This window comes from Paraburkholderia phytofirmans PsJN (assembly GCF_000020125.1).
Lineage (GTDB): Bacteria > Pseudomonadota > Gammaproteobacteria > Burkholderiales > Burkholderiaceae > Paraburkholderia > Paraburkholderia phytofirmans.
In genome coordinates, this window is the sequence record NC_010676.1 from 3078441 (window position 1) to 3097671 (window position 19231).

Consider the following 19231-nt stretch of genomic DNA (forward strand, 5'->3'; position numbering starts at 1 on the left):
CAAGAACGTCATATTTCACCCTTAAGTTGCAGCCCATCGAAGGCGCCTGTGTCGCCATGAGGAGTCTCACCATGAATCTCAAGCAACTTACGCTGGTTGTGTGTGCGCTGTGTGCCAGCGCCGCACACGCCGCCGACATCACCGGTGCGGGCAGCACCTTCGCCGCGCCGATCTATACGAAATGGGCCGACGCCTATCAGAAGACCGGCGGCGGCAAGGTCAACTATCAGGGCATCGGTTCGTCGGGCGGCATCAAGCAGATCATTGCGAAGACCGTGGATTTCGCAGGCTCGGACGCCCCGCTCAAAGACGACGAACTGGCTAAAGACGGGCTATTCCAGTTCCCGACAGTAGTCGGCGGCGTGGTGCCGGCAATCAACGTGCCGGGTGTGAAGGCTGGCGAACTGGTGCTGTCGGGCGAGGTGCTCGGCAGCATCTATCTCGGCAAGATCAAGAAGTGGAACGATCCGACGATCGTCGCGCTGAACCCGAAACTCAAGCTGCCGGATACCGATATCGCCGTGGTTCGCCGTGCGGACGGCTCGGGCACCAGCTTTATCTGGACGAACTATTTGTCCAAGGTGAGCCCGGAGTGGAAGTCGAAGGTGGGCGAAGGCGCCACGGTGAGCTGGCCGACGGGAACCGGCGGCAAGGGTAACGACGGCGTGGCCGCTTTCGTGCAGCGTCTGCCGGGCGCGATCGGGTACGTCGAGTGGGCGTATGCGAAGCAGAATCACATGACCTATGCCTCGCTGAAAAACGCGGCGGGTACGGTGGTCGCACCGGCAACCGACACCTTCAAGGCAGCGGCAGCGGGCGCGGACTGGTCGAAGTCGTTCTATCAGATTCTGACGAACGAGCCGGGCAAGAACGCTTGGCCCGTGGTCGGTGCGACATTCGTGCTATTGCACACGACGCAGGACAAAGCTTCGCAAGGTGCCGAAACGCTGAAGTTTTTCGATTGGGCGTTCAAGAACGGCGGCAAGGCAGCGGACGATCTCGACTACATTTCGCTGCCGGAATCCGTGACGGCTGAAATCCGCACGCAGTGGAAACAGAAAGTGAAGGACGCGTCGGGCAAACCGGTCGCACCGTAAGCGCCGGAGTCATGGGGCGCGCGCGGCATGCGCGCGCCTTTCTCCATGCGCGTCTGACCGTTGGCTTGCGTCAGGTCGTGACTTTCGACATCACCGCCGTGGCCGGGTCGTAACGGTAACCCTTCTGCGCGAGCTGGTGCGTCATCGTCGCGGCGATCAGTTTTTGCTGCGTCTCTCTGGAGACCAATTCGTGATCCGGCTTGAGCCGCTCCAGTTCGGATGAAAGCCGCCGGACAAGCGCCACCTCGCCGGTGCTGCGCGCGTCGATGAACAAGATTTTTTCGCTTGCGAGACCGAGCCGCTGCTTCAGGTCTTTTGCGTGCGCGACCCACTGTTCGGCCGTCGTGCGAAGCTCGCTCATCGCCTTTGCATGGGCTTTGGCTTGCGTCGACACTTGACGTTGCAATGCCGCGACCTCCTCGGCATTGTCGTTCTCCTCGGCGCGGGCTGCTAACTGCTGGGCGCGTTGAGCGTGTTGCGCGATGGCCGCGGTTTGCGCCGTGACGCGCTGCTCCAGTTGCGCGACATGGCGTTCGGCGGCCTCCGCGCGTTCCTTCACGGCGGATGCATCCTGCGACAGCCGAGCAAGGTTCGCACTGACAAGCGTCTTCGCCTCGGTCACGGCGCTGATCTGCTCCCGCGCCTCCTCGAGTTCATGCGTGACGCGCTGCAACTCGCTGAGTTGAGCCGACGCTTCCTCGGCCCGCACCTGCGCTGCCTCGCGCTCCGCGATAAGCACAGCGCGGGCTTGTTTCAACTCAGCTTCCACTGCGGCGAACTGCGCGTGGTTCTCGCTTGCCTCCGCTTCAGCTGCTTTTGCCTGCGATGAAGCCGCGTTCAACTCCGTCAACAACCGTGCCGCTTCTTCTTCCCTGGCTTGATAGGCGCTGTTCAACGCTGCAATCTGCTGCTGGGCTTCATCGCGCTCCTCGGTGGCTCGCGCTATTTCATCGTGCCTGGCTGATAGTTCTGCGGCCAACTCCGCTCGTGCCTTGCGTTCTTCGTCTAGCAAAGCCGCTGCGGCTTGCTGTTCGGCCGCTTGCGACGCTGCGCGCTGCGCGAGTTCTTCTACGCGTGCTTCGGCTGCCTGCGCGCGCGACGTTGCCGCGCTCAACTCGTCGGACAGTCGCGTCGCTTCTTCCGACTTCGCCTGATGGGCGTCGCGCAAAGCGGCGAACTGCTGCCGCGTTTGCTCGTGTTCCTGGGTGACTCGCGTTACATCGTCGTTCCTGGCCGAGACAACCGCCGTCAACTCTTCGCGTGCTTTGCGTTCTTCTTCCAGCAACGCGTTTGTCGCGGTCAGATTGGCATGATCCGCCGATGCACGCTGTTCGAGTTCTTCTACACGTGTCTCTGCTGCGTGAGCGCGTGACGTCGCGGTACTCGCTTCCTGCGACCATCGCGTCACTTCTTGCGAGCTCGCCTGATACGCGGCTTCCAACGTCGCCACTTGCTGCAGTGCCTGGTCGCGCTCCTGAGTGACGCGCGTTATTTCGTCGGTCTTGCTGGAGACAGCCGAGGCCAATTCCTGGCGTGCCTTGCGTTCCTCTTCAAGCGACGCGCTCGTCGCTTCCAGGCTGGCATCTAGCGACGACACGCGTTGCGTAAGCTCTGCCACGCGCGCCTCTGCCGTTTGCGCGCGAGACGCAGCAGCACTCGCCTCGTGCGACTTGGCCTCATAGGCGCCGCGCAGCGACGTGATTTCCTCCAGCGCAAGATCACGCTCTTGAGCGACGCGCGTCATCTCATCGTTCGTGACCGACACGATCGACGCCAGTTCTTCGCGCGCCCGGCGTTCCTCTTCGATCGACAACTTCGCGGACTCCAGGTCCTCAACCTGCAGCGACACTTGGCGCGCCAGTTCTTCCGCGCGCGCCTCAGCGGCTTGCGCACGCGACGAAGCGGCGCTCGCCTCCTGCGACCGTTGCATGGCTTCTTGCGACTTCGCCTCATGAGCGTCGCGCAAAGCGGCGATTTCCTGCTGGGCGTGATCGCGTTCCTGCGTGACTCGCGTTACTTCATCGTTCTTGCTCGTAACGACCGTCGCCAACGCTTCGCGTGCCTGGCGTTCTTCTTCAAGCAACGCGTTCGCGGCTTCCAGTTTGGTCTGGTCGTCGGAGGCGCGCTGCACGAATTCCTCGATGCGTGCCTCCGCTGCTTCAGCACGCGACGTAGCCGCGCTTGCCTCTTGCGCGAATCGCGCCGCCTCTTCTGTCTTCGCCTGACAGGCGTCGCTCAATGTCGCGGATTCGTGCCGCGCCTGATCTCGCTCCTGTGTGATCTGGGCGACTTCATCAGTTTTGCCGGTCAGCGCCGTGGCCAACTCTTCACGCGCCAGGCGCTCTTCGTCGAGCGAGGCCTTCATGCCTTCCAGTTCGGCGTCTTGCGCGGATGCACGTTGTACCAGTTCGTTCGCGTGAGTTTCAGCCGTTTCGGCGCGACCGGCGGCGCTCGCGCGTTCCGCCTCAAGGCGCAGGGCAGCACTTTCCGACGCGCTCAGCGCGTCCGTCAGCGCGCTGAGACGATTGCGCCCCGCTTCCATTTCATCGATGCTCTTTTGATACTCGGCAAGCGCTTCGTCCCGTTCCGCGAGTGCAGCTTCGAGGTCCTGGCTCACCGCGGCGAGACGTTGATTGAACGCCTTCTCCGCATCGTGTTGGGACGCCGCCCAGATCCGATCCGCGGCGCTGATGACCGTTTCGGCGAGGCCTTCCGGCAAGCCGGGCTGGACCTGTGCTTGCGGTGTGTCGGCCTGCCGCGCCTCGCGCCAGCGTTGCAAGGCTGCGACTATCGCCACCAGCGAACCGCCGCGAACCTCTTTCCAGATTGTCACTGGCGAAACTCTTCTGCCCTCTTCGACCATGCGATCGGCGATGGCAGCGATCTGTTCATCGGTGATTGTGTCTGTGTCCGTGGACATATGCGCCTCAAGAATCAATGTAACGGGGCGAAAGGTTAAATTTTATACGTTACTACGTCTGCGGACGTCCGGCGACGTTCGGGATACAAGCTAAATGACAGCTAACAGCACGCGGACCGCTGATATTAGGGCTCAACGGTCGTCTCGAATGCGCGGAACAACGGGCCATAAGGCCGCTATATCGCCGCGGATCGCTCGCTTGAAGCAGGTACCCGCGATACCGGTACGAGCGCTTGCCTTGTTAGCCCGCACCGACGTTGCAACAATGCAGCGGAACCGATCGGAGCGCCCGCCGGCATGGAAATACGAAGGGGCGTCGACATAAAACACCTGATACCGAGGCATACGGCAATGCGTATTTCGTTTCTGCATACGATGGATGGAAACCGCCAGGTGTTCGAGCAGGCAGCAGAAACGCTTGGACTGCTGGCCGAAGATCTTCACCATGAAGTGAGAGCGGACCTTCGCGAGGCCGTCGACCGAACGGGGGCGTTGTCCGACGAGCTGCGCGCCCAGACAAACCAGCGGCTGCTTGCGCTGGCAGCCGGTTCCGACGCTGTCATTCTCACGTGCGGCACGCTCGGGCCCGCGGTGGCCGATATCAACAGTCAGCCTGTGCCTATCGTCCGCGCGGATGTTGCGTTGGCTGCTGCGGCAGCAGAAGTGGGCGGGAGAATCGTCGTGTTGTGCGCGGCCGAATCGGCAATCGAGTCAACGAAGAGGCTCTTCGCGGAGCAGGCGGGCAACAGCGCTGAGTCGGTGGAAGTCGTTCACGTCGGCCACGTTTGGGCGCTGTTCAAAGCGGGCGACGTTCAAGCATGCCTCGCGGCGACCGCGTCATCAGCCGATGAGGCGTATGAGGCGGGCGCGACCGTTGTCGCCTTCGCTCATCCGTGGATGGCGGCTGCCGCCGGCCTCGTCCAGAAGGGTAGACGGCCGCTCGATAGTCCGAGCGCAGCGCTGCACGCTGCAACACGGCGATTCAACGAACGCTCGGGGCACGCCTGACAGGAAACGGCGCTTGATCAGCCACAACCAGGCTGAAGACAGCCCGCGTCAAAAGAAAAATGGTGATGCCCGACTCCACGATAACTGCCGGCGACGACCCACATTGAAGTCGTCACGCTTCAAATCCGCTCACCACGGCGATCGTTTCTCGCTCTGACCGAAGCGCACAACGCGTGACTCGGCTTGGTCCACCGCGAATACCGGCGCTGTTTGCAATTGCTGCTCGTGCAAATCGAGAAGCCTCGTGATCGGCGCGCAGTCCACTGCCGCGATCCGCCAGATTTCTCGGCTCGCGCTGCGGGCGGCGGCATCCAGAATACGTTCGGCATCAAGATAAAGGTCACGCTCCAGCGCGCCGAACCCGGCCTGTTGAAGATACCAGGCCAGGTAAAGCACCTTCACCAGTTTCGCCAGTAATTCGCCGTTGCCTTTGCCCGCCTGAAATGCGGCCAAGGCGAGATGCCAGCGCAACGACTGTTCGCGCACATATGCCGTGGTATGCGGCAAAAGCTTGGCTTTACCCAGCCGCTTTCTACGCGCCTGATTCCCCGTTGGTCGTTTTTTACGATTCTGAGACATGGATCGTTTATCTTGTCGATGCTGCTTTTAATTCCAGCATCGTAATGCATACGACAACGGAAAATCTATCGTCGAAACGATTTAACAAAATTTATTAGTATGCCGATCGCATCATAGACTTTGCGATTAATAGAATGCGGGGCGCTGGATATTCCGCAAACATCTGTTTCACTTAATTTTTTCATAATCAAGCTAACTGGTATTAGCCCTCCAACCGGGACAAACTTAAGGCCACCATGATTATCATGGGCCGCAACATACAACGCGACCGGCAATTCGAACTAATATTGCGCTCGGCAACGACACTGCCGGGCGGCCACTCCTCGGCCATGAATCAAGTTTCCGATGAGAAAAGTACACGAATGTCGCACTCGCTTCGATCTCGCGGATCAACTTCCTTGCTAAAGCCTCGCGCAAGGGCTCAAAGCGCTGGTGAAGAGCCCACCGCCAACGCTTGAATCTCGCCTGCAGACTTGTCGGCCGCCCCAAATGTTATTATCGGAAACAACATTGTCCCCTCAAGCGCGCATTTAGAGCATCAAGCCCCATGGACACCCATCTCGCCAAATCCGCCGATCCGTCCATCACCGACCTCGGCCGCCGCGTCCGCGCTGCCCGCCAGGCGCAGGACCTGACGCTGGAAACCGCCAGCCGCCTGTGCGGCGTGTCCCGCTCGACGCTCTCGAAGGTCGAAAACAGCCTGATGTCCCCCACTTTCGATGTGCTGCAGAAAATCGTCCTCGGACTGAAGATCGAAATCGGCGAGTTGTTCGGCTCCACGCCAAAAGTCAGCGCCAGCGGCCGCCGCGCGCTGACCCGCAAAAACGAAGGCCAGCGCCACGCGTATCGCGGCTACCAGATGGAACTGCTCGCCACCGACCTCGCGCACAAGGCGATGCTGCCGTTTCGTATCCGCATCTCCGCGCACACGCTCGACGCCTTCGACGACTGGGGCCGTCACGAAGGCGAGGAGTTTCTGTACGTGATCAGCGGCAGCGTGTGCCTCTATTCGGAGTTGTACGCGCCAACGCATCTGAACGCCGGCGACAGTCTCTACTTCGACAGCCGCACCGGTCACGCAGCGGTCTCCACGAGCGAAGAAGACGCCGAAGTGTTGTGGATGGCGACCAGCGCCGACATTCCGCAAGCGCCGGCCACCATCGAATCGACGAAGAAGTAAGCGCAGGCGCAGCAGCGCGCGTGAATGCGCTTTAGCGCGCCGCCAACGCCCGCTGCGCGAGTTGCGCGATATGCATTGCGTGACGCCCCGTCCCCTGCTCGATCTGTTCACGGCAACTGAAGCCGTTGGTCAACACGATCGTCTCCACGCTCGCCGCACGCACCGCCGGAAATAGCTTGTCTTCGCCGATCTTCGTGGACAGCGCGTGATGCTCCGCGTTGAAGCCGAACGATCCGGCCATACCGCAGCATCCTGTATCGAGCAGTTTCCACTTCACGCCGAGTTTGTTCAACAGCGCGGTATCGCCTTGCATGCCGAACAGCGCCTTCTGGTGGCAATGTCCGTGCACGATTACGTCCGCGGCGAGCGTCGGCCAATCGAACGACTGACGCGCGACGAAATCGGAGAACAGGAAAGTTTGCGCCGACAGCTTCTTCGCCAATGCATGATTGGGCAGTTGCTTCAGCAATTCGTCCTTGAACACCGACAAACAACCCGGTTCGAGACCGACTAGCGGCACGCCGGCGGCAATATCGTCCGCGAGGTCGTCGAGAATATGAGTGAGCAACTCGCGCGCGCGTTCGAGCAGGCCGAAGTCATACAGCGGGCGCCCGCAGCACAACCGGTTCTTCGGCAACACGACATGCCAACCCAATTGCTTTAAGACATCGGCAGCGGCCTGCGCGATCTCGGGCGTGAAGTGATCGTTGAACGTATCGACCCACAGGATCACTTTCTTCACGTCGCCGCGAGCATCACGCGCCGATTGCGGCGAACGTCGCGCGATCTGCCTGTATGTGGCATCCGCGAAACGAGGCAGTTCGCGCGTTTGCGCCACGCCGGCCAGCCACTTGCCGAACGAAGACAAACACGGCGCCGACGTCATGAAGTTCGTCAGACGTGGAAAACGCGCCGCCCACGGCGCCCATTCGCCGATACGTCCCATGAACAGCGCCTGCCGTGGCCGACGATTCGTCTCGTAGTAATGCGAAAGAAATTCCGCCTTGTATGAAGCCATATCCGTATGCGTCGGGCAATCGGATTTGCAGCCCTTGCAGGCGAGGCACGTATCGAGTGCTTCCTTCACTTCGCGGCTTTGCCAGCCGTCGGCAATCACGTCGCCTTGCAGCATTTCCCAGAACAGATGCGCGCGGCCACGCGTCGAATATTTCTCTTCGCGTGTCGCGCGATAACTCGGGCACATCGTGCCGCCTTCGAGCGAGCGGCATTTGCCCATGCCGATGCATCGCTCGATCTCGCGCTGAAAACCCTCGCCCTCCTGGCTCGCAAACGTCAGTCTGGTTTGCAACGTGACTGGTTTGTAGGCGGGCCCCATGCGCAGGTTCTCGTCGGCGCGATAGGCGTGCACGACTTTGCCCGGATTCAAACGATTGGCCGGATCCCAGATTGCCTTGAACTGCTCCATCGCCTGCATCAACTCGGGGCCGTACATGATCGGCAAAAACTCGGCCTTGGCCTGGCCGTCGCCGTGTTCGCCCGACAGCGAACCGCCGAATTCGACGACCAGTTCGGCCGCTTCGCGCAGAAACTTGCGCCACGTCGCCACGCCTTCCGCACTGCGCAGATCGAAGGTAATGCGCGCGTGCACGCAGCCATCGCCGAAATGGCCGTAGAGACTCGTCTCGTAACCGTAGCGATCCACCAGCGCCTGGAACGCGCGCAGATAGTCGCCGAGACGCAGCGGATCGACCGCGGCATCTTCCCAGCCGACCACGGGGTCCGGCGTGCCGGAATCGACCGACAACGCCACCGCCGACGCGCCCGTCTCACGAATCGACCAGACCTTGGCCTGTAACGCGCGATCTTCGACGAGCATCGCCGAGACGTTGGGGCCTGCTTCCCCGGAGGCAAAACAAGCGGCGGCGGCTCGCGCTTTGAGCATCACATCGTCTTGCGTGTCCGCGCCGAATTCGAGCACGACCCACGCATCGCCTTCGGGCAGCAACGCGATCTCGTCCTTCTTCAAACCGCGCGCCTGCAAACCGCGAATGATCGCGCGGTCCAGTCCTTCGACGGCAATCGGCTCGCAGCGCATGAAATGCGGCACGGCATCCGCCGCCGTGTAGATATCCGTGAAGCCGACCACGACGATCACGCGCATCGCTGGACTCTTCACCAGGCGCACTTTCGCCTGCAAGGTGAGCGCGCACGTTCCCTCGGTGCCGACCAGTGCACGCGCAACGTTAAAGCCGTTTTCCGGCAGCAATTGATCGAGATTGAAGCCCGACACACGCCGCTTGATCTGCGGGAATCTCGCGCGAATCTGCTCGGCGTAGGTATCGCGCAACTGCTTCAGCGCGGCGTATATTTCGCCCTGACGGCCGCCCGCGGCGATGATGTGTTCGAGCTCCTGATCGGAGGTCGGACCGACCCAGAAACGCGCGCCATCGAAGGTCGCGATTTCCAGCGCCTCGACGTTTTCCACCGTTTTGCCGGCCATCACCGAATGCGCGCCGCACGAGTTGTTGGCGATCATGCCGCCGAGCGTGCAGCGGCTGTGCGTCGCTGGGTCGGGGGCGAAGGTGAGGCCGTGTTGTTCAGCGGCATCGCGCAAGGTGTCGCAGACCACGCCGGGTTCGACGATCGCAACCCGCGCGACCGGATCGACCGACACGACACGGTTCACATACTTGCTCGCGTCCGCGACCACCGCGACGTTGACGCACTGTCCGTTCTGCGACGTGCCACCGCCGCGCGGGAGAAACGGCACGTCGTTGCGACGGCAAGCGGCGAGCGTGGCCAACAGGTCGTCGACGTCCGCAGGTACGACGACGGCGAGCGGCACTTGCCGATAGTTCGACGCATCCGCCGCATACAGCGCTTTCGACCCCTGGTCGAAGCGCACTTCGCCACGCACGTGGCTGCGCAAATCGGCTTCGAGCGCCTGCATCACGGCGGCGGTGCCGGTGAACGGCGTGGCAACATGCGGCGCCCGCTTCAATGCGCTTGTGCCGTTATCGTGCAGTTCGTCGACGCCCGCGCCCTGTTGCTCATCAAATGATGTTCCCACTGCGCTCCCCGTCTCTCGTGCCTGTGCGCTGCTGCGCGCTTAGGCAGCCTGGTTCGCGGTCATCTTGAAGATGCCCTGTGCGTTGCCCGCGTCAAAGCGCAGGTCCGTTTCCCAACGACGCGCGTCCTGATCGAACGTCCGCTTGCGCGTGATGAACTCGTAGAAGGAGCCCGGCACTTCACGCGTCACGACGCTGCCGTCAGCCGCGCGGAACTCGCGCTGCACCAGGTCGGCACGATACGCCGTCTGAAACACACGTCCCGAGCGCGAGCGCTCCACTTCCGGTTTCATCGGACGACCCTTGGCCTTCTCGTCGTCGGACAATTGAAAGACATCGGCGACGCGATCGGTGGCATGGTTGAACGCGTTGCCTTCCGTGGCGATCCACGCCATTTCCGCCGATTCCATAAACAATACTTCGTAATCGGCTTCGAGTGGCATGTCGTGCTGGCGCGCGAACGCGCCGACGATCACCGGCAGCAATTCGTGCGCCGAGTCGAGCGGCAGCACGCCGTCGCGCTCGAGCTCCCACAACTGGCCGACGGCGCGCGGCGTCAACGGATCGCGCGACGCGCCGATCACGTTGGTCACCGCCTGCTGAAATTCCGGCGAGAACCGTTCAGGATGCAATTCGCTGACGAAGAACTGCGCGATTTCATCGGGCGCGTCGTCGTGTGCCCACGCGCGGCCCGTCATGCCGAGGCGGTCGAGCGGATAGCGGCCGTTGATGCTGAAGCCGAGCGGACGAAGAATGCGCGCGAACGCGGCTTCGCCCGTTGGCAGCGCGCCGCTGTGCGGCCATCGCACCGTGCGCAAGGCGCCGTGATCGAAGTAGACGCTGTCGCCCGCCGCGATCGTCTCCTCGGTGTACTGGCGGCCGTTCGCAGAGCGCGCCAGCAGATCCTCGAACAGCGCCATGTTCATCGCCTGCGCGAGCTCGGCGCGCGTGACGATGCCGCCCTCCCATTCGTCCAGAATTCGCGGATGGTTCAGCGTCGCGAAGAGCCGTGTGGTTTTTTCGGCGCCGAGCAATTTCAGCAGCAGTTGTTCGACATTCGCATTCTTGATGGGTCGCATAGCGGTTCTCTACGTGGCTTTGACGGGCGCTGATTTATGTGTTCGAACAAACCTGCCGGCGCGGATGCAACAGGACCGGATGGCATGCTCGAAGACGTGATTATTCAAACCGCCCGGCCTGCCGTAAAGCGAGATAAAATCGCCACTTGATGCGTTTTTGGAATCAACGTGCGAAAGTTCAAGATCCCCAACATGGGCGCGCTGCTCGCTTTCGAAGCCGCCGCGCGGCATGAGAGCTTCACACACGCGGCGCGCGAACTCTTTCTCACCGAGAGCGCGGTGTCGCGGCAGATCAATACGCTGGAGAGCAATCTCGGCGTGCGGCTGTTCGTGCGCGTCAAACAGCGCGTGGTGCTGACGAAAGCGGGCAAGGTGTATAGCGCCCAAGTGCGGCGCTCGCTGGAACAACTCGATCGCGACACGCTGTCCATCATCGCGCACGGCAGCGGCGGCGGTTATCTGGAGCTGGCGGTTCTGCCCACTTTCGCGTCGCAATGGCTGATTCCGCGGCTCGCGGCATTCAACGCGCAGTATCCGGACGTGCGTGTGAACATGGGTGTGCGAACCGGCACGTTCCCGTTCGCCGAGACCCACTTCGAGGCTGCGATTCACTACGGCAAGCCCACTTGGCCGGGCACGTCGGCGGATTTTCTGTTCAGCGAAGAGGTCGTGCCGGTGTGCGCGGCGAGTCTGCTGAAGCGGCCCGTTCAAAGCGCCGCCGAGCTTCTGAACTACCCGCTGCTGCATTCCACCACCCGGCCGGACGGCTGGGCCGCATGGTTCGCCAGCGTGGGCGTGGACGACAACCGGGCCATGCAGGGCGTGCGCTACGAACTCCACACCATGCTCATCAGCGCGGCCGCTGCCGGCCTTGGCATTGCGCTGGTGCCGCATTTCTTCGTCGATGCGCAGCTCGACCAGCTTGGGCTCGTGATTCCGCTCGATGCGCCCGCCGTCGCCGACTCGGCGTACTACCTTGTCTATCCGACCGAGTTGAGTCATGGCAGGCCGCTGGCGAGTTTCCGCGAGTGGCTGTTGCACGAAGCCGCGGCCTACAACGCGGTGAATCCCGAGCTAGGCAGCCCGCCCGGCAAAGCTTGAGCCGGCGCGGGCTTCAGGTCGAACCTTCAGGCGCCAGCCTGTTCGCGCGCTTTGGCCAGTGCGCTCAGATTGCCCTCGCCGAAGCCGTGATGACCCTGGCGCTGCACGATCTCGAAGAATATTTCGCCGGCGCGGCGCCGCACGAAGGTCTGGAAAAACAGCAGCGGCACGCCGTCCGCGCTGATTTCGCCGTCCACCAGCACGCGCGTGCGCTCGAGTCGCACGATATCGAGCCCATGGCCCGGCAGACGTGCGTCGAGTTGATCGTAGTAACGCGGCGGCGGCTCGACGAATTCGACGCCGTTCGCGAGCAACTGCTCGACGCACGCGAAAATGTCGTCGGTGGCGAGGGCGATATGCTGCACGCCTTCGCCCGGATGGTCGGGCAAATACTCGTGCATCAGATTGGTCCGGCTGGTGCCTTCCTCGTACAAGGGCACGCGAATCGCGCCGCACGGCGACACCATAACGCGCGATTCCGCCGACACATGCCAATTGGCGTGCAACTCGTGAATCTCGCGGAAGTTGAGCAGGTCGCGATAGAAGTCGAGCCACTCCTGCATCCGGCCTTCGCCGACCGTTTGCGTCAGATGGTCCACGGCGACGAGGCCGTTGCCCGCATGACTCAAGTCGGCATGAGCCGTGTCGATTTCGATGGGCCGGAAGTCGATGTCGAAGATCGAGATGTCGCCGAGGCCGCCACGCTGCCCGCCGCGGCCACGCCAACGGTCGACGAAATAGATATGCGAGTCGCCAATGCCCTGAATGGCCGGAATCAGCAACTCGCCCGTGCCGATCTTCTCGCCTTCGAACGCCCATGCGCCGAGTTCGATTGCGCGGTCGAAGGCGCGCTGAGCGTCCGCCACGCGAATGCCGATCGCGCAGATGCCCGCGCCGTATTCTTCCGCATAGCGCGCGGCGAACGAGTCCGGCTCGGCGTTGATAAGAAACTGCATCTCGCCCTGACGATAGAGCGTGACGTCCTTGCTGATATGCCGCGCAATCGCCTTGAAGCCGAGCTTGGTGAAGGTCTCGCCGAGCGCCTGCGGATCGCGCGCGGCGAATTCCACGAATTCGAGGCCGGCAGTGCCGAGCGGATTGTGCTCAGGCGCCGACACGGCGCGCAGCGCGGCGTCTGGAGTGGGCAAGTCGCTGGGCATGGCAATCTCCTTTACAGTCTTTCGACGCTATTCGCACTGTTTCTGGTGTTCGGTGCAAGCCGCCGCTGCATCGGCAGTGTGACACTGCATGCGTGGCGTGCCGCGGCATCGCGGTCCGCGACGGCTTTTGCACCGTGTTTGTACACCGGGTAGCCGGGCGTTCGCAACCTTCATTTTGTACCGAATGGTTCACTCGACGGCGCCGGCCCGCGCCTAGCGCTACCAGGCACTCACGATCGAGGACGAAACGCCCTATTTACGGCTCCGCTTCTGCGCCCTTTTTCCTGTCGCCTTATCCGCACTCGAAGCCATGCGCTGCTGCGCGACTTCACGCACCGCCTCGATAAACGCCCGCCCGACCGGCGACGGCTGCGTGTCCGAGCGCCGGATCAACCCCACCGGCTCGCCAGTGCCGGCGAAGGGCAATGGCAAACGTACCAGCATGCCTTGCGCCAGTTCGTATTCGACTGCGCTCAGCGGAACGAACCACACGGCGCCGTTCTCGAGCGTCAACGCGCGGCCCGTCGAAACCGACAATACCTCGATGAACGCCGACAACGGCGGCACGCCCCAAGCGCTCAACAGACTGTCCGCCGATTGCCGGATCAATGTGCCGAACGGCGGCAACACCACTGGAAAATCTTCGAGCGACGCGGCCGGCAACCCCGCGCCCGTTGCCAGCGGATGCCCGGCACGGACCACCGCAATCAACGGCTCGCTAAACAGCTGCTCGAAACTGAGCCCGACCATCCGCTCGGGATCGGCCAGCCGACCGATCGCAAATTCGATCGTGCCCGCTTTCAGGCGCTCGAGCAATTCGGGGTTGGCGCCCGTCGCGAGGCGCACAATCACGCGCGGCCAGAGCGCGGCGAACCGCTTCAGCACCGGCGGTATCAACGCCGCCGCGACGGTCGGCAGAATGCCGATTTCCAGCGTGGCGGCGGCCGCGCCTTCCGCGCGCGCCAGCAGATCGACGCCTTGGCGCAGCGCGCTGACGCAAGCGCTCGCGTGCGGCATGAAGAGTTGCCCCTCGCGGGTCGGCACGGCGCCGTGGCGGCCGCGCTCGAACAGCTTCACGCCGAGAATCGCTTCCAGTTCGGCCACCGTCTTGGAGACCGCGGGCTGGGTGATCGACAGGCTGTCGGCCGCCCGCTGGACGCTGCCGAACTGCGCGACGGCCAGAAAGCACTGGAGATGACGGAATTTGACGCGGCTGTCCGCGAGGCTGCGTTGCATAACGGCAGGTTATACGAAAAGGGCGAAAACGTCATTTTGCATAACCTCTTAGGTTGGATAAAGTCTCTCCATAACGTCGTATCCCACAATTCCTCGAAGGAGACACAGATGGACGATTCCTCTCTCAGCGCGCGCGACTTCCCGTCCCATCCGCCTTACGTCTACCCCGGCTACGGTTCGTCGGTCAAACGCGGCCCGACGCTTCCGCTGATTCCGCTGAAGGAAAAGCTGCGCGACCAGCGCGTGCCGGTCTACGGCACCGACGACCTCGGCGCGCTCGATCACGATCTGACGCGTAACGCCGTGCGTAACGGCGAACCGCTCGGCGAGCGCATCATCGTGACGGGCCGTGTGCTCGACGAAGGCAACCGCCCGGTGCGCAACACGCTGGTCGAAATCTGGCAAGCCAATGCCGCCGGCCGCTATGTGCACAAGGCCGATCAGCACGACGCGCCGCTCGACCCGAATTTCCTCGGCGCGGGGCGCTGCATCACGGACAACGAAGGCCGCTATCGCTTCCTGACGATCAAGCCGGGCGCGTATCCGTGGGGCAACCATCCAAACGCGTGGCGTCCGAACCATATCCACTTCTCGCTCTTCGGCGACCATTTTGGCTCGCGCCTCGTCACGCAGATGTACTTCCCCGGCGATCCGCTGCTGGCGTTCGACCCGATCTTTCAGGGCACGCCGGAGCACGCCCGTGATCGCCTGATCGCGGATTTCTCGCTCGACACCACGCAAGAGGCCTATGCGCTCGGCTACGACTTCGACATCGTGCTGCGCGGCCGCAACGAAACTCCGATGGAGCGCTAAGCCATGACCACTCTCAAGCAAACGCCTTCGCAGACGGTTGGACCGTACTTCGCGTACGGTTTGTGCCCGCAGCAGTACGATTTCGACTTCAAGAGCCTGTTCACTCCGGTTCTGGCTGACCGCGAAGCGGCCGGCGAACACATCACGCTGGTCGGGCAAATATTTGACGGCGACGGCAACGTCATTGGCGACGCCATGCTCGAAGTGTCGCAAGTGGACTCGAACGGTCACTTCCCGGAGTCGCGCGAGGAAATCCTGAAGACCGGCTTTCGCGGTTTTGCGCGCGTGGGCACCGGCACTGATCCGCACAAACGCTTTGTCGTGGAAACGGTGAAACCGGGCCGGGCCAGTCCGGACGAAGCGCCGCATCTGAATGTGATCCTGACCATGCGCGGCATGCTGCTGCACACGTTCACGCGCATCTATTTCGAGGACGAAGCCGCGGCGAACGAGAAGGATCCCGTGCTGGCGGCGGTTCCGGCGGAGCGGCGCGAGACGCTGATCGCGCGCCGCGAGCCGAATGTGGCGAACGTTTACCGCTTCGATATCCACATGCAAGGCGCTAAGGAAACCGTATTTTTCGATCTTTGATGCGGTTTTTCTACACTTTCATATAGCTTTCACATACACTGACTGTGATCCTTCTAGCGACTGGATCGCGAAACTCCGAGTAGTTGAGCCCGCCTTGCGCGGGCTTTTTTTTGGCTTTTTCTGCCTGTCTCGTCTGACGAATACCGCTTACCGCAGCGAACAATGCAGCCAGCGGCTGATTCTCGCCACGTCGGCGATGTGATCGTGCGCGCCTGGTGCGCCCAGCACCACGATGTCCACCGGCCTGCCGTGCACCTTCATTCGCACCACGACGCAGTGCCCGGCCTCGTTGATGAAGCCGGTTTTCTGCAGCACGATCGAGCGGTCGCCGCCTCGTACGAGCGCATTCGAGTTGTGGTAACTCAGGCTCGCTCGCCCGCCGCCGGGTAAGACCACCTGATCGCGATCAGTGGAATAAGCGCGAATCAGCGGATAACGGCTGGCCGCGGCGACCAGCAACGATAAATCGCGCGCGGTGGAAACGTTCTGCGCCGACAAACCCGTGCCATTCACAAAGGACGTGTGCCGCATACCGAGCAAGCGCGCCTTCGCATTCATCGCCGCCACGAAACCCGGACGGCCGCCCGTGTAATCGCGACTGAGCGCGGCCGCAGCGCGATTCTCCGACGACATCAGCGCAATATGCAGCATGTCATGGCGCGACAGCGTCGAGCCGACACTCAAACGCGAACCCGTGAATTTGTCGAAATCCTGGTCTTGAACCGTGACGTTGAGCGGCGCGTTCAATGCATGCTTTGCATCGAGCGCCACAACCGCCGTCATCAGTTTGGATACCGAAGCGATTGGCATGACGCGGTCCGCCTGCTTTTCGGCAAGCACGGTTTGCGTTCGTTCGTCGACGACGTAGACGGATCTGGCGCGAAGCAAAGCGCGGGATTTGGGCGTATAGCCGCAGCGCGCCAATAAACGAGGGCCCTTATGCGACATCGCGGCGCGCGACGCTGACGCACGTTGCGGATTGCCCTTTGCAGCCAACGCAGCGGGCCTTCTCACGCCGCGTGTGTCCCGCGCATTACGCGCAGCTTGCCGGCGATGTTTGGGCGTGACTTTGCTGACATGCATCGTCCGCTCGGGGCTAGCCACGTGCTTGCGCTTGTGTGCGAAACGACGCCGAGTCTTGCCGGCGGTCGGCTTCTTCGCTTTGTTCGAGCGTTGTGCTTTCGCCTTGGAGGTGCGCCTGGTGGACGGCTCAACGTGCTGGCTCGCGCGCGCTGACGGCTGCCGTGCCGGCTCGTGGGCCGCACCAAACGACCAGCCGATATTCAGCCACAACAAGCCGAATACCGCGAGACAGCGGAGCCATGCAGGAAAACGAAAAGCTGGAAATTCAGATGAAGGAGTTCGATGACCGTACGGCATGCAGCTTCCAGTTCTGTGCCGCATGCGCCCGCATGAATGGGCACGGAATCGGCAACGACCCGCCGATCTTAAGGCAGATCGGGCACGCGATCAACGGCAAAGGAACGCGCCGACTGGCTATGCGACATCCGCGCGCAAGCCGCAGACGCCCTTCCTAGCAACGGAAATGATCGATGTTCTGCCCAGCGTAAATTGCACGCGCGAGCCAGTCCGGTTTATCACCGTGACCGTCCCATGTATTACCGTAGGCGTCGCGATACATCACGGCCCGTGTCGCGGCCGCATCGGCTTCGATCGCTTCGGCGAGCGCTTCTATCGTAATGCCGTATTCGTCCATGCGTCGGCGGATCCATGCGACCAGGCGCTCACGCGCATTCCCGTCGAAGTCGAGCTGCCGTTGTTCCCCAAGCTCTTTCATAACGTACCAGTGTCGCGGCTAATAATGCTCGCGTTAGATAAGCAAAAGGCTTCGCTAAAAAACGCGAAGCCTATGCGTGATTCAGATGGCTTAAGTGCGAATCGAACTCGCGATGCCTCTCCCGATGCGGGAAAACTCGCACCTGGAAATCATGCCCAATAAATCCTGGATTACGGGGGATTCGGCGGCAACCGGATCGAATTGCGCTCGTGTCTCGCCCCGCGGTTCGGGGCTGCTTCAGCGTATGGAAAGCGATTCTAGCATCCAATTTCTTTTGCTTGCAGCAACGAATTGTTAGTCCGCGATGCAGCGCTTTTCAATTCCCGTCGGGTTATCCAGACGGCGAGTAGAAGCGGCAATACTCATCGACAAGAAATGCGTGCGCAGCAAGTGCAAAGAAGCAAATCCCCTTCTCTCATGTTATGTTCACTGAATAGCATGCTCGCGCATAGGAGACACTCGACCATGACCGCTTCAACCGCCATCATCACCATCCTGGCCGCACTGCTGTTAGGCGCCATGAGTCCGGGACCGAGCTTTGTGATCGTCGCCCGCAATGCGATCGGATTGTCGCGCGGCGATGGGCTCGCTACCGCCCTCGGCATGGGCGTCGGCGGCGTGTTCTTTAGCGGCATCGCGTTGCTCGGTCTCTATACCTTGCTGGCGAGCGTCGAATGGCTCTATGTCGGCCTGAAAGTGGCGGGTGGGTTGTATCTGATCTACCTCGCGTCGAAAATCTGGCGCGGCGCGGCCAAACCGCTTGCGTTCGATGCCTCGCAAGCGGTTTCGGGCAATGCTCGCAAATCGTTCTGGATCGGCTTGAGCACACAACTCAGCAACCCGAAGACAGCCGTCTATTACGGCAGCATTTTCGCGGCGCTGCTGCCGCAACATCCGCCGCTGTGGTGCTACTTTGCATTGCCGCCCGCGATCTTCGCGATCGAAGCCGGCTGGTACACCGTCGTCGCGTTGTGTTTTTCGAGCAAGCGGCCGCGTGAAATCTATCTGCAATGGAAAGCCTGGGTCGATCGCGTCGCCGCGATCGCAGTCGCCGCGCTCGGATTGCGTCTGATTCTGACGGCGCACAAAGTGGGCATCTGATCTGAAACGCGTTGCCGCTGGAATGGCTTGCCGCGCAGAACCGCACGGCGTGGCGGGCCGGGAACCGGCGCCCTATCGGTACGAGTTCAGCGCAAGCCGCGCGACGCGTCCGGCAAAAACAGTTACAAGTTAAGTGTTGACGCTGGCATACCCCGGCGGTTACTGTTGCGTCCGAAGTTCAAGAAGTTCGATTGCTGTTCATCAATGTCTCGCTCCCTCAGCGGTATTCGTTGTCCTCTCCCTCCTTGACGCTTCACACGCTCTTTCACAGAGCACATTTCTCTAATTTTTACCTCAAGGATTCTTCATGGATACCGGTACCGTTAAGTGGTTCAACGACAGCAAAGGTTTTGGCTTCATCACCCCGGACAAGGGCGGCGACGACCTGTTCGCGCACTTCTCCGAGATCAGCGGCGACGGCTTCAAGACGCTGGCTGAGAATCAGAAAGTGAGCTTCGAAACGAAGCAAGGCCCGAAGGGTCTGCAAGCGGCTAACATCAAGCCGCTGTAAGTTTGAAGGGCTCGGTGTCCGGCAACGG

Annotated in this window: 16 protein-coding genes; 8 read left to right on the forward strand and 8 right to left on the reverse strand. The window is 61.8% G+C overall.

The genetic code is table 11. The annotated features are described in order from the left end of the window. The first annotated feature begins 56 nt into the window (after positions 1-56). Positions 57-1097: a phosphate ABC transporter substrate-binding protein PstS gene (gene pstS, locus BPHYT_RS33405; protein ID WP_274378469.1), complete on the forward strand. Its 1041-nt coding sequence runs from the start codon at positions 57-59 to the stop codon at positions 1095-1097. A 70-nt stretch (positions 1098-1167) separates the two neighbouring features. Here pstS and BPHYT_RS33410 read toward each other — a convergent pair whose 3' ends face one another. Further along, on the reverse strand, positions 1168-4017 hold the full coding sequence (locus tag BPHYT_RS33410) for a DNA-binding protein (RefSeq protein ID WP_012428545.1): 2850 nt from the start codon (positions 4015-4017) through the stop codon (positions 1168-1170). Between the two features lie 351 nt (positions 4018-4368). On the opposite strand from BPHYT_RS33410, the gene BPHYT_RS33415 reads away from it, so the two are divergent. Then, entirely contained in the window at positions 4369-5025 is a 657-nt protein-coding gene (locus BPHYT_RS33415) for a hypothetical protein (RefSeq protein ID WP_012428546.1), read from the forward strand. 129 nt (positions 5026-5154) lie between these two features. Here BPHYT_RS33415 and BPHYT_RS33420 read toward each other — a convergent pair whose 3' ends face one another. Further along, positions 5155-5604, reverse strand: coding sequence for a hypothetical protein (locus BPHYT_RS33420; RefSeq protein ID WP_012428547.1), 450 nt, complete (start codon positions 5602-5604; stop codon positions 5155-5157). 547 nt (positions 5605-6151) lie between these two features. On the opposite strand from BPHYT_RS33420, the gene BPHYT_RS33425 reads away from it, so the two are divergent. Then, positions 6152-6784 (forward strand): helix-turn-helix domain-containing protein, encoded by a 633-nt coding sequence (locus BPHYT_RS33425; protein ID WP_012428548.1) that lies wholly within the window; start codon positions 6152-6154, stop codon positions 6782-6784. A 31-nt stretch (positions 6785-6815) separates the two neighbouring features. Here the strand turns inward: BPHYT_RS33425 and BPHYT_RS33430 are convergent, their stop codons facing one another. Together BPHYT_RS33430 and BPHYT_RS33435 are read right to left on the reverse strand one after the other, a co-directional pair. Next, complete coding sequence (locus BPHYT_RS33430) at positions 6816-9815, reverse strand: FAD-binding and (Fe-S)-binding domain-containing protein (RefSeq protein ID WP_012428549.1); 3000 nt, start codon at positions 9813-9815, stop codon at positions 6816-6818. Positions 9816-9854: 39 nt separating this feature from the next. Beyond that, positions 9855-10892 (reverse strand): DUF1338 domain-containing protein, encoded by a 1038-nt coding sequence (locus tag BPHYT_RS33435; protein WP_012428550.1) that lies wholly within the window; start codon positions 10890-10892, stop codon positions 9855-9857. Positions 10893-11060: 168 nt separating this feature from the next. On the opposite strand from BPHYT_RS33435, the gene BPHYT_RS33440 reads away from it, so the two are divergent. Beyond that, positions 11061-11993 carry a LysR substrate-binding domain-containing protein gene (locus BPHYT_RS33440; protein ID WP_012428551.1) on the forward strand — a complete coding sequence of 311 codons (933 nt, stop codon included), beginning with the start codon at positions 11061-11063 and terminating at the stop codon, positions 11991-11993. Positions 11994-12019: 26 nt separating this feature from the next. Here the strand turns inward: BPHYT_RS33440 and BPHYT_RS33445 are convergent, their stop codons facing one another. Both BPHYT_RS33445 and pcaQ read right to left on the reverse strand, forming a co-directional pair. Continuing rightward, positions 12020-13153, reverse strand: coding sequence for a 4-hydroxyphenylpyruvate dioxygenase family protein (locus tag BPHYT_RS33445; RefSeq protein WP_012428552.1), 1134 nt, complete (start codon positions 13151-13153; stop codon positions 12020-12022). A 252-nt stretch (positions 13154-13405) separates the two neighbouring features. Further along, positions 13406-14389 (reverse strand): pca operon transcription factor PcaQ, encoded by a 984-nt coding sequence (gene pcaQ, locus BPHYT_RS33450; protein WP_012428553.1) that lies wholly within the window; start codon positions 14387-14389, stop codon positions 13406-13408. A gap of 108 nt (positions 14390-14497) precedes the next feature. Between pcaQ and pcaH the strand changes: the two genes are divergently transcribed. Together pcaH and pcaG are read left to right on the forward strand one after the other, a co-directional pair. After that, positions 14498-15202: a protocatechuate 3,4-dioxygenase subunit beta gene (gene pcaH / locus BPHYT_RS33455; RefSeq protein WP_012428554.1), complete on the forward strand. Its 705-nt coding sequence runs from the start codon at positions 14498-14500 to the stop codon at positions 15200-15202. Between the two features lie 3 nt (positions 15203-15205). After that, complete coding sequence (gene pcaG, locus BPHYT_RS33460) at positions 15206-15793, forward strand: protocatechuate 3,4-dioxygenase subunit alpha (RefSeq protein ID WP_012428555.1); 588 nt, start codon at positions 15206-15208, stop codon at positions 15791-15793. Between the two features lie 147 nt (positions 15794-15940). Here pcaG and BPHYT_RS33465 read toward each other — a convergent pair whose 3' ends face one another. Then, the gene (locus BPHYT_RS33465; RefSeq protein ID WP_012428556.1) at positions 15941-17173 is read right to left on the reverse strand and encodes a serine hydrolase; all 1233 of its coding nucleotides are present in this window, start codon (positions 17171-17173) and stop codon (positions 15941-15943) included. Between the two features lie 154 nt (positions 17174-17327). Further along, positions 17328-17591, reverse strand: a complete 264-nt coding sequence (locus BPHYT_RS33470) for an H-NS family nucleoid-associated regulatory protein (RefSeq protein ID WP_012428557.1) — start codon at positions 17589-17591, stop codon at positions 17328-17330. A gap of 465 nt (positions 17592-18056) precedes the next feature. Here BPHYT_RS33470 and BPHYT_RS33475 point away from each other — a divergent pair, with 465 nt between their 5' ends. Both BPHYT_RS33475 and BPHYT_RS33480 read left to right on the forward strand, forming a co-directional pair. Next, on the forward strand, positions 18057-18692 hold the full coding sequence (locus BPHYT_RS33475; protein WP_012428558.1) for a LysE family translocator: 636 nt from the start codon (positions 18057-18059) through the stop codon (positions 18690-18692). A 307-nt stretch (positions 18693-18999) separates the two neighbouring features. After that, positions 19000-19203 (forward strand): cold-shock protein, encoded by a 204-nt coding sequence (locus tag BPHYT_RS33480; RefSeq protein WP_012428559.1) that lies wholly within the window; start codon positions 19000-19002, stop codon positions 19201-19203. Positions 19204-19231: the final 28 nt, after the last annotated feature.